Source organism: Actinokineospora sp. NPDC051303 (genome assembly GCF_055586285.1).
In genome coordinates this window covers 17,673-28,530 of sequence record NZ_JBVJIN010000067.1, presented here as the reverse complement: position 1 = coordinate 28,530, position 10,858 = coordinate 17,673, and the positions used below count along the sequence as shown (strand labels likewise).

Annotated in this window: 7 protein-coding genes and 1 tRNA gene; 4 read left to right on the top strand and 4 right to left on the bottom strand. The window is 72.8% G+C overall.

The annotated features are described in order from the left end of the window. Window positions 1-829: 829 nt before the first annotated feature. The gene (locus ACZ6SD_RS29885; protein ID WP_465320356.1) at window positions 830-2,470 is read right to left on the bottom strand and encodes an ABC-F family ATP-binding cassette domain-containing protein; all 1,641 of its coding nucleotides are present in this window, start codon (window positions 2,468-2,470) and stop codon (window positions 830-832) included. A 327-nt stretch (window positions 2,471-2,797) separates the two neighbouring features. Here ACZ6SD_RS29885 and ACZ6SD_RS29880 point away from each other — a divergent pair, with 327 nt between their 5' ends. From ACZ6SD_RS29880 to ACZ6SD_RS29865, 4 genes are all read left to right on the top strand, one after another. After that, window positions 2,798-3,937 (top strand): S1 family peptidase, encoded by a 1,140-nt coding sequence (locus ACZ6SD_RS29880; protein WP_465320355.1) that lies wholly within the window; start codon window positions 2,798-2,800, stop codon window positions 3,935-3,937. A 170-nt stretch (window positions 3,938-4,107) separates the two neighbouring features. Further along, window positions 4,108-4,181 (top strand) — tRNA-Cys (locus ACZ6SD_RS29875). Between the two features lie 29 nt (window positions 4,182-4,210). Next, on the top strand, window positions 4,211-4,765 hold the full coding sequence (locus ACZ6SD_RS29870) for a YceI family protein (RefSeq protein ID WP_465320354.1): 555 nt from the start codon (window positions 4,211-4,213) through the stop codon (window positions 4,763-4,765). Window positions 4,766-4,828: 63 nt separating this feature from the next. Next, window positions 4,829-5,242, top strand: coding sequence for a DUF1707 SHOCT-like domain-containing protein (locus ACZ6SD_RS29865; protein WP_465320353.1), 414 nt, complete (start codon window positions 4,829-4,831; stop codon window positions 5,240-5,242). A gap of 36 nt (window positions 5,243-5,278) precedes the next feature. On the opposite strand, the gene ACZ6SD_RS29860 is transcribed toward ACZ6SD_RS29865, so the two are convergent. From ACZ6SD_RS29860 to ACZ6SD_RS29850, 3 genes are read right to left on the bottom strand one after another with little or no spacing between them, the layout of a single operon-like run. Then, entirely contained in the window at window positions 5,279-6,433 is a 1,155-nt protein-coding gene (locus ACZ6SD_RS29860) for an acyl-CoA dehydrogenase family protein (RefSeq protein ID WP_465320352.1), read from the bottom strand. Window positions 6,434-6,435: 2 nt separating this feature from the next. Then, the gene (locus tag ACZ6SD_RS29855) at window positions 6,436-8,835 is read right to left on the bottom strand and encodes a helix-turn-helix transcriptional regulator (protein ID WP_465320351.1); all 2,400 of its coding nucleotides are present in this window, start codon (window positions 8,833-8,835) and stop codon (window positions 6,436-6,438) included. Further along, window positions 8,832-10,571, bottom strand: coding sequence for an Hsp70 family protein (locus ACZ6SD_RS29850; RefSeq protein ID WP_465320350.1), 1,740 nt, complete (start codon window positions 10,569-10,571; stop codon window positions 8,832-8,834). Before ACZ6SD_RS29850 ends, ACZ6SD_RS29855 begins: the two co-directional genes overlap by 4 nt. Window positions 10,572-10,858 lie beyond the last annotated feature (287 nt).

Genomic DNA, 10,858 nt, shown 5'->3' with positions numbered 1-10,858 from the left:
GGGTGGGGAGCCTACGGCCCCACGACCACGGCAAGTTTAGGGATCTTCCTTCACCCCCAAAGAAACCACTCCACCCCATCGAGCACCTGGCAGGGTTCGTGCGGCTTCGTGGGGGACGGGTTCGCTGCTCCACCCATCGAGCACTGGGCGAGCGTAGGTGCGGCCTGGCAGGGGGTTGGGTTGGGTTCGCTGCTCGTTCCACCCCATCGAGCACCTGGCGAACCTCGGTTTGACCTGGTCGGGGGGTGGATTCGCTGCTCGTTCCGCACCATCTGGCACCTGGCGGGAGTTGGTTCAACCTGACAGGGCGGGTTGGCTACGCCCTCCTGCACCCCGGATGTGGCCTGGGCAGGGAGCAGGTGCGCTGTTCCACCCACTTATCTGGCACCGGCACAGCAGAAGGCTGGATGCACCTGACAGGAGCAACCGGGTAGGTCAGGTTTGCGGAGATGCCGCCTAGCCAGCCGGGTGACAGACACCCCTGAACACACCCACTCGCCCATCAGGACGGCGCTCCCGCTCCCGCGAACCCCCACGCCAAGCAAGCTCCCCTCGCCAAACCCACCCTCCTGCCAGGCCGAATCCGGCCCCCAGATGCCCGCCGAGAGCGGAACAGCGAACCCACGCTCCTGCCAGGCAGCGCCCACGCCCGCCAGGTGCTCGATGGGGTGGAGTGGTTTCTTCGGGGGAGAAGGAAGATCGCTAAGCTGGCTCCGCACGTGTGAGGCCGAAGGCATCCCACCCGTCTTTCACACGGCGATCTTCCTTCGTAGGGGCCCCGAAGAAACCACTCCACCCCATCGAGCAGACCCCCACAAAGACCCCCCAACTAGGTGCTCTCAACAACCTGACCACGAGCAACATGGAACCGCCGAGTCGTGTGAACAGCGTCCAGCATCCTGCGATCATGCGTGACCAGCAGAAGCGTGCCGGGATAGCTCTCCAAAGCGGATTCCAACTGCTCGATCGCAGGCAAGTCCAAGTGGTTAGTCGGCTCATCCAGCACCAACAGGTTCACCCCCCGCGCTTGGAGCAGGGCAAGAGCCGCCCGCGTTCGTTCGCCGGGCGAGAGCGTGGCCGCAGGACGCAGGACGTGGTCCGCGCGTAGAGCGAACTTGGCCAGCAAGGTCCGCACCTCAGCGGTGGGCCACTCGGGAACTTCCCGCTCAAAGGCCGCCAGTAGCTGCTCTTGGCCCAAGAACAACGCCCTAGCCTGGTCCACCTCGCCAATGGAGACACCGGGGCCCTGGTAAGTCTCACCGCTTGTCAGGGGTGTGCGACCAAGGAGCGCTGCCAGCAGGGTCGACTTTCCGGCTCCGTTGGCGCCGGTGATGGCCACCCGGTCCGCCCAGCCGATCTCCAGGGACACCGGGCCCAGGGTGAACGGGCCTCGGGTGACCACCGCGTCCCGGAGGGCGGCGGCGACGGCACCGGTGCGGGGGGCGGTGGCGATCTCCATTCGGAGTTCCCACTCCTTGCGGGGCTCCTCCACCACCTCCAGGCGCTCGATCATGCGCTCGGTCTGGCGGGCCTTGGCTGCCTGCTTCTCGGTGGACTCCGCGCGCAGTTTCCGGCCGATCTTGTCGTTGTCGGTGGATTTGCGGCGGGCGTTGCGGACGCCCTTCTCCATCCAGTTTCGTTGGGTGCGGGCGCGGGCCTCCAAGGCGGACTTGGTGTCAGCGAACTCTTCATACTGTTCGCGGGCGTGGCGGCGGGCCACCTCGCGTTCTTCCAGGTAGGCGGTGTAGCCGCCGCCGTATTCGCGGATCTGCTGCTGGGCGTAGTCCAGCTCAAGCACGCTGGTGACGGTGCGGGTGAGGAACTCGCGGTCGTGGCTGACCACGACGGTCCCGGCGCGCAAGCCGGACACGAACGTCTCCAGCCGGGCCAGGCCGTCCAGGTCGAGGTCGTTGGTCGGCTCGTCGAGCAGGAAGATGTCGTAGCGGCTCAGCAGCAGGGACGCCATGCCCGCGCGCGCCGCTTGGCCGCCGGAGAGGGAGACCATCTCCTGGTCCAGGCGCACGCCCAAGCCGAGGTCGGCCACGGCTTCCTCGGCGCGTTCGTCCAGGTCGGCGCCGCCCAGGGCCAGCCAGCGCTCCAGGGCCACGGCGTACTCGTCGTCCGCGCCGGGGGTCTCGGTGGCCAGCGCCTCGGCCGCCGCGTCCATGTCCCGCTGGGCCTGGGCCACCCCGGTGCGCCGCGCCAGGAACTCCCGGACCGACTCCCCTGGGCGCCGCTCAGGCTCCTGCGGCAGGTAGCCGACGGTCGCCGAGGGCGGGTTGAGCCGGATGTCGCCGTCTTCGGCGGGCAGCAGGCCCGCCAAGGTCCGCAGCAGCGTCGACTTGCCCGCCCCGTTGGCCCCGACCAAGCCGATGACGTCCCCGGGGGCGACCACGAGGTCCAGGCCAGAGAACAGCACTCGGTCGCCGTGGCCAGCGGCCACCGCCTTCGCCACCAGGGTCGCGCTCACGGCCCCATGATGACCGACCGGGGATTTTCCACCCCGGACGGGTGCCCGTCACGCTTCGCGGTCGCGTATCACCCGAATGAGTGAATAGGTAACTCAATTCGATCTCTTGTGGTTGCTCAAAGCGAGCGACTACCTGGGAGATCAGTAGGTGAAAAGTTTTCTGAACGACTTTCGTAGGGTCCCTACCTGGGGAATCACGTTCTACCGTCGTCTATACGGCCGACAGCCAGCCCACGAACGGCGGATACGCCAAACGGGCGACTCGTTGGCCAGACACCGAGGCGCCCCGCGTCCTCGGCACCTGCGAGTAAGAAATGAGGAACCCTCATGCGCGGACGTTTCGCCACGATGGCGGGCATCGTCGGGTTGGCCGCGGGGGCTGTGGTGGCGCTCTCGCCCACCGCGACGGCGACGGTCGCCAGCGCGGCCGACCAGGCGGGCGCGGCGGCGCTGGCGCCCGCCCTGCGACGGGACCTCGGGCTCACCGCGGCCCAGGTCAACCTACGACTGACCCAGGAGGCCGCGGCGAGCACCGCGGCGCCCGCCGCCAAGACCGCAGCGGGCGCGGCCTTCGCCGGGGCCTGGTTCGACAACGGCAAGCTGGTCGTCGGGGTCGCCGACGCCGCCCGGGCCGACGCGGTGCGGGCCACCGGCGCGGTGCCGACCGTGGTCGCCCACACCGCAGACACCCTCGACGCGGCCAAGGCGGCCATCGACCGGCAGGCCGCGGCGGGCGCGCCCGCGGCGGTGACCGAGTGGTACGTCGACGCGCGGGCCAACGCCGTCGTCGTCTCCGTCGCGCGCGGCGCGGGCGGCGCCGAGGTCGACAGTTTCCTGAACAAGGCGCGGGCGGCGGGCCCGGTCGTGGTCACCGAGGCCGCCGAGGCCCCCCGACTCTTCGCCGGGGACGTGGTGGGCGGCGACGCCTACTACATCAACGGCACCGCCCGCTGCTCGATCGGCTTCTCCGTCGAAGGCGGCTTCGTCAGCGCGGGCCACTGCGGCAAGCGCGGGGCGAGCGTGACCGGCAAGGACAAGACCGCGATGGGCACGTTCGCTGGCTCGTCCTTCCCCGGCAACGACTACTCCTGGATCGAGACCAACTCGTCCTGGACGCCGACGCCGGAGGTCAACGGCTACGGCAACGGGAACGTGACGGTCACCGGCTCGCAGACGGCCGGGATCGGCGCGAGCGTCTGCCGCTCCGGGTCCACCACCGGGTGGCACTGCGGCACCATTCAGGCGACGAACGTGACGGTGAACTACTCCCAGGGCAGCGTCAGCGGCCTGACCCGCACCAACGCGTGCGCCGAGCCGGGCGACTCCGGCGGGTCATGGGTCAGCGGCACCCAGGCGCAGGGCGTGACCTCCGGTGGGTCGGGCAACTGCACCAAGGGTGGCACGACGTACTTCCAGCCGGTGAACGAGATCCTCTCCGCCTACGGCCTGTCACTTGTGACCGGCTGACCAGGCACGACCAGGCACGTCACCGCGGCCCGTCCGGAACCTCCGGGCGGGCCGCGGCGCGTCCCGGTCCGACGGCAAGGCCCCGGCGTGCGCCGTCCCGCAGTGCGAGACTGCCGGAAAGATCTTTGACGGGCCCCGGCCGACCTGCCAGATTGCGGTTTGCCAGTCCCGGCGAAGTGACCGAGAGGCCAGGTAGCGGTCTGCAAAGCCGTTCACGTGGGTTCGAGTCCCACCTTCGCCTCCATTCTCATGCCCGTTCACCCGAGGAGCACCGTGACCACCATCCCCGGCTACATCGCAGGCACCTGGGACATCGACCCGATCCACTCCGACGTCTCGTTCGTGGTGCGGCACCTGGGCCTGGCCCGCTACCGGCGCAGCTTCGAGCGGTTCAGCGGGCAGATCGTGACCGCGGCCGACCCGCTGGACTCGACGGTCACCGCCGAGGTCGACGTGGCCTCCTTCGACACCGGCCTGGAGGCGTTCAACCGGCACCTGCTCGCCGGGGACTTCTTCGACGTGGCGAACTACCCCACCGCGACGCTGAACTCGACCGCGCTGCGCCAGGACGGCGACCGGTTCCACCTCGACGCCGACCTGACCCTGCGCGGCATCACCAAGGCGGTCACCTTCGAGTTGGAGGTGCTGGGCTTCGGCGTGGGCATCAACGGCGAGACCAAGGCGGGCTTCTCGGCGAGCGCGACGGTGAACCGGGGCGACTTCGGCATCGCGTTCCAGAGCGTGCTGGCCAACGGCAACTTCGCGGTCAGCGAGGAGGCGCGCATCCTGCTGGAGATCGAGGCCGTGCTGCGCGCCGACGAGGCATGAGCACCCCCTCACGCTGGGCGATCGCGGTTTCGCCGCAGAGTGATGTCCCCGTAGAGTAGAGGCATGGGGACCGGGCGGGAAGCCAACATCCGGGTCGGCACGACCGACCGGGAACGGGCTGTCGACGCGTTGGCCAACCACCTCGCCGAGGGCAGGCTGGAAGTGGCCGAGTACGAGCAGCGCTGCGGCGCGGCCACGGCCGCCCGCACCCGCGCCGACTTGCTCGCCCTGTTCGATGACCTGCCCGCGCCGCACCCGGTGTTCGAGGAGCCGCGGGCGGCCGAGCCGCCCGCGGCGGTCGCGGAGCAGTCCGACCTGCTGCTCGACCGGCCCGCGCCGCGCCGGGCGAAGGTGGCGATGGGCGCCTTCGTCGGGGTGGCCGTCGCGGCGGTGGTGGCCGTCGCCGCGATCACGGCGACGTGGTGGGCGCTGGCGCCGATCCTGGTGATCGGGCTGCTGCTCGTCCTGTTCTCCTGAGCCCAGTTCTCTCGACAAGCCCGCGCCCAGACTGTGTCAGTTCAGACCGCCGCGCTCGACCAGCCTGCGGACGATGACCTCGCGCTGGATCTCGTTGGTGCCCTCGCCGACGATCATCAGCGGCGCGTCGCGGAAGTAGCGCTCGACGTCGAACTCGGTGGAGTAGCCGTGCCCGCCGTGCACTCGGATCGCGTCGATGGCGATCCCCATGGCGGTCTCCGAGGCGAACAGCTTGGCCATCTCGGCTTCCATGTCGCAGCGCATCCCGCGGTCCACCAGGGACGCCGCGTGCAGCACCAGCCTGCGGGCAGCGGTGAGCCGGGTGGCCATGTCGGCGAGCCGGTTGCCCACGGCCTGGTGCCGCCAGATGGGTTTGCCGAAGCTTTCCCGCTCCTGGGCGTAGCGCAGCGCGTCGTCCAGCGCCGCCCGCCCGACTCCGGTGGCGCGGGCGGCGACCTGGATGCGCCCGATCTCCAGTCCCGCCATCATCTGCGCGAACCCGCGGCCCTCGATTCCGCCCAGCAGCGCGGTCACCGGCACCCGGGCGTCCACAAAGGACAACTCGCAGCTCTCGACGCCCTTGTAGCCCAGCTTGGGCAGGTCGCGGGACACCGTGAATCCCGGGACCTTCTCCATCAGCAGCACGCTGATGCCCCGGTGCGCCGGTTCCGCGCCCGGGTCGGTCTTGCAGAGCAGGGCGACCAAGCCAGCCCGGCGGGCGTTGGTGATCCACGTCTTCGCGCCGTCGACCACGTACTCGTCGCCGTCGCGGCGGGCGACGGTGCGCATGGCCTGCAAATCCGAGCCGCCGCCGGGCTCGGTGAGCGCCATGGCCGCGCGCAGCTCCCCCGTGGCCAGCCGGGGCAGGTAGCGCGCCCGCTGTTCGGCGGTGCCGAACTCGGCCAGCAGCTTGCAGACGACCGTGTGCCCGCCCATCGCGCCCGCGAGGCTCATCCAGCCGCGCGCCAGTTCCTCGGTGACGTGGACGAAGCACGCCGTGGAGACCGGGGACCCGTGCGGCTCCGGGACGGCGAGGCCGAAGACGCCGAGCCCCTTCATGGTTTCGATCAGCCGTTCGGGATAGGTGTCGGCGTGTTCCAACTCGCGCACGACCGGCCGGACGTCGCGGTCCACGAACTCCCGCACGGTTCGGACGATGTCCTGCTCGTCGCGGGGCAGTTCGTCAATCATGCTCAGGCCGACCGGTCGCCGAGCAGGGACCGAAGCTGCGCGAGCAGGTCGCTGCGGCTGGTGGCGCCCAGCCGCGAGCGCATCCGGGCCATGTGGTGCTCGACCGTCTTCGCCGAGATGAACAGCCGGTCACCAATCTGCTTGTAGGTCAGGCCGTCCAAGACCAAGCCCGCGACCTGCGCCTCCCGCTCGCTGAGCCGGGCCGCGCCGGAGTGGTCGGTGAGGGTGTCCTCCTGGGTCGCGCCGCCCTGCAACATCCGGGCGCAGTCCAGCAGGCTCAGCATCTCCTTGCGGTCGGCGGTGCGGATGGCGGCCTGCCCGGCCAGCCGCGCGCCGTCCCACCACAGGCCAGCCGCGTGCAGGCCGCGGGCCGCCGCCTCGACCCGCTCGGCGTCGATGTCGGCGGCCAGGACGTTGCGCCAGCACCGCGCGGCCTCGGCCATGGCCGCGTGGAACGGGCCGACATCGGCGTTGCCCGCGAGCGCCGCGGCGTGTTCGGCCGCGGCGTCCGGGTGCTCGGCGATGATCTCGGCGTGCAGGCACGACCAGTGCAGCATCGTGGTCCACGCGGGCGGATTTCCCAAGGCGCGCAGCAGTTCCCACGCCTGGTCCAGATGCGGGGCGAACCGCTCGCGGTCGCCGAGCCGGGCCGCGGCGACGGCGAACTCGCCCAGCGGGAGCAGGGTGAACAGGTCGACCTGGTGGCGCACGACCGCCTGGTAGGCCGATTCCCAGGTCCGCCGCAGCGCGGCGAGATCGCTGGCGCGGCGCGCGGAGCCGACCGCGAGGCCGACCGCGAACAGCCAGTCCCGCGCACACAGCCCCGTTCCGTCCACTGTGGACGTCTTGTCGCCGCGGACCATCGCGGTCCACGCCCGCAGGAGCGTATGCCGGGGACGCAGCAGCGCGCCGCCGATGCCCGCGGCGACGGCCCGGTCCAACAGCGGCTCGGCGATGCCCGCCGCGCCGGTGTGCAGGGCCAGGATCGCGCCGAGAGCGGCGGGGCTGTCCGGCAGCAGCACGTCCCGGCCGACCGGTTCCAGCACCTCCGCCGCACGCACCACTGTGGACAGTCCGGCGCTGCCCGAGCCGGTCACCGACTCCAGGATTCCCCGTGCGGCAAGGGAAACCGCACCGGTGAACAGCGTTGGCGGCGCGTCGGCGGCGGCCCGCTTGAGCGCGACCTCGGCGTCGGCGATCCGGCCGGTGCCGACCAACCCCACCGCGGCGAACGCGGCCGATGGACCCGCGCCGGACCACTGATACAGCTCCGCGCTGCGGGACAACTGCCCCCGGTAGGCCAGCGCCGCCGCGGCCACCTTCGCCGCCGCCGCCCGCCGCTCGCCGCCCGCGGTGGCGACCAGCCCGTCGGCCCGGCGCAGCGCGGCGTCCAGATCGCCCGCGCGGGCCTCGGTCTCGGCCCGGGACACCTCGTCAACCGGGTGCCCGGCCGCGGCGGCGGCCTCGTGCAGCCGGACCGCGACGGCGGGTTCGGCCTCCGCCGCCGCCGCCGCGTAGACCGCGGCCACCGCCGCGCCCACCGCGTTCGTGCCCAGCAGGGCCGTCGCGAAGTCGAGCAGGGCCCCGCCGCGGGCCAGGACCGCGTCGGCGAGGCGGGCGAACACCGCCGCCCGCTGATCCGCCGGGACCAGCTCGCGCAGCGCCGCGGCCACCAGCGGCGGCGGCGCGCCGTCCGCGCCGAGCAGGCCGCTCGCGCGCACCTCATCGATCACCTCGGCGACCGGCCGGTCGAGCAGGCCCGCGAGCAGGTCGGTGTCGCCGCCCACGCCGACCTCGGCGGCCAGCAGGACGCGCAGCGTGTCCGGGTCGAGGCAGTCGAACTCGAAGCGGAACTCCTCCACCGCCGACGCGGGCGCCGCGACCGACGCCCGGGACAGGTGCGGCGCGAGCCGGTGCAGCAGCCCCGGCACGCCCCCGGTCTGCGCGTGCGCCAACGCGACCAGGGCATCGGGCACCGGGCCGCCCAGCGTCGCCGACAGCAGCGCCGCCACCCGCTCCCGCTCGAACGGGCGCAGCACGATCTGCCCGCGCAGCCTGCCCAGCAGCCGGGCCAACGCGGCCGGGCGCGGCCGGGGCCGGGCCGCGACGACCAACCCGACCCTGTCGTCCGCGGCGAGCGCGGTCAACTCGGCCAGGTCGGCGTCGGCGAGCAGGTGCGCGTCATCGACCAGGAGCAGCGACGGGGCGCTGTCGAGGCCGCGGCGGTAGCGCGCGGCGCCCGGGGTGGTGGCCAACAGGCCCAGCAGCGCGCTCTTGCCGTAGCCGCCGGGCGCGATCACCGCGAGCCGCGCCGGGAGACCGCCCGAGGTGATCGCCGCGCACAACCGCCTCGTGGGGTCGTCGAGGAGCAGTTCGCTCGGCTGCACGTGTCCGGGGATCAACGGTGGTCCTCGTCTGGCTCAGGGTCGCGGCGGGCTCGGCGCGACCGGTCGAAGCGGCGGGGCGGCGGAGCCAGCGGGGTGATCTCCACCGGCGGCCGGGGCGGCGGTTCCGGCTCGATCGCCAACTCGGGAACGGCGAGCGGGTCGGCGGTCACCGGGTGCGGCCGGGGGACGCTCGCGGGCTCGGCCCGGGCCGGGGCGAGGACGGGCGCGCCCGCCTTGCGCCCGTCGGACAGCAGCGGATCACCCCCGAACACCGGAGCCAGCCTGGGCACGCTCGCCCCGCCGCGCTCGGCCGTCCCGGGTCTGCCGTTCGCCGCGCCGACACCGGTGGTGAGGCCAGTGCCCACACCGGTCCTGCCGCCGCCTGCCGCGCCGATCCCGGGACCCGTTCCGAGGCCGTTGGCCGCGCCGACGCCGGTGGTGGAGCCGTTCCCCCCACCGGTCCTGGCGCCGGTCCCCGTGCCGCTGGCCGCGCCGGTCCCGGGAGCGGTTCCGAGGCCGTTGGCCGGGCCACCGTCCACCGCGCTGGAGCCGTCGTCCACGCCGTTGTCGGCCGAACCGGTCGCTGGGCCGCCGGGCGGGTTCGGCGAGTCCGCCGGACCGGGCTCGGCGGGCTCGCCGACCGGGGCTATCCCGCCGAGGGTGGGGGTGCGCGCGGGCAGCCGGGGGCAGGCGGCCAGCGCGGCGCCGCGGGCGACGGCGGTGCCGGGGTCCTCCTCGACCGGGCAGCCCGCCAGCGCCGCCAAAAGCGGGACGCGCGCGGTGCCGCCCGCGAGGACCGCGCCCGCGTCGGCCGGGGCGCTCGCCACCAGGGCGGTCATCTGCCGGGCGATGGCCGAGAGGGCGGGCCGGGCCAGTTCCTCGAAGCGGGCGCGGGTGACCAGCAGGTCGTCGGGGATGTGCGGCAGCGGGACCCGGACCTCGGTGGCGACCGAGAGCCGTTCCTTGGCCGTGGTGCACGCGGCGCGGAAAGCGGCCATCGCCGACGGCGACAGGGACGCGGGGGTGACCGGGCCGGTGGCGGCGCGCAGGTCGGGCAGGGTCTGGTCGGGGCTGAGGGCGGGGGCCTCGGCGAGGATGTGGGCGGCCAGCAGGTCGTCCAGGCGCACGCCCGCCTCCGCGTCTACCGAGGGCAGGTGGGCGACCAGCTCGAACGCGGCCGGGCCGCGGTGCAGGACGGCGTGCTCGACGTGCCGCCCGCCCGCCAGGCCGACCACCAGGGCCGCGCCCGGCCGCACTGGCTCACGGGCGTGCCTGGCCTCGGCCGCGGCCACGACGGTGGGCAGCAGCAGCACGCCCGGCACACCGGCGGCGTGCAGGGCGTCCCGCAGGAGTCCACGCCGGTATGACCCCCACTCGGGTGGGTGGGTGACGGCGATGCGCTCGGCGTGCTCGCCCTCGGCCTCGGCGACCACGTCGACGATCCACGCGACGAACGCGGCGAGGAGGTTCTCCGCCGGGTAGAGCTGACCGCCGAGCAGGACGGCGGTGTCGTCGCCGACCCGGGTAAGCAGCGTGCGCGTCACCCGGTCGGGCTCGGTGACCGCCCGGCGTTCGGCGGCTTGACCGACGACAACCTCACCCTCCGCCGTCACAAGCAGCACCGCTGGCACTGATCGGGTGGCACCATCGAGTGGCACCACCTCGGGTCGGTCGAACGCGCCCCCCGCCCGTCTGCAGACCGCCGCCGCGCCGCGCGTGCGGCCGACATCGATCCCGAGGACGTAGGGCATTTTCTGGGACTCCTCCTGCTGACGTCGGGCGGTGCCTCCAGTTCGTACCAGGGACCGGCCCCCGAACGGAAACCCCGGGTGCTGACCGACCCACTCCCTAATCCCCTAATAGGTGAAAGTTCGTCACTCTCCCGGGTAAGGGGGTTGGACTCGGAGTGATCCCCGATGGCAGGGGGACGGCGGCTGAATACCGTGATGATCACCGCCCGGGGTCGATGCCCCCGGCCTCGGGCGCTGAGTTCGCAGGCCGGACCATCGCCTCCCGCACGGTCTTTCCGCACTACCGC

What these genes read in the sequence shown, in the direction of transcription:
- ACZ6SD_RS29880 (WP_465320355.1), top strand. Translation starts at nt 2,798, where the DNA reads ATGCGCGGACGTTTCGCCACGATGGCGGGCATCGTCGGGTTGGCCGCG.
- ACZ6SD_RS29865 (WP_465320353.1), top strand. Translation starts at nt 4,829, where the DNA reads ATGGGGACCGGGCGGGAAGCCAACATCCGGGTCGGCACGACCGACCGG.
- ACZ6SD_RS29860 (WP_465320352.1), bottom strand. Translation starts at nt 6,433, where the DNA reads ATGATTGACGAACTGCCCCGCGACGAGCAGGACATCGTCCGAACCGTG.
- ACZ6SD_RS29850 (WP_465320350.1), bottom strand. Translation starts at nt 10,571, where the DNA reads ATGCCCTACGTCCTCGGGATCGATGTCGGCCGCACGCGCGGCGCGGCG.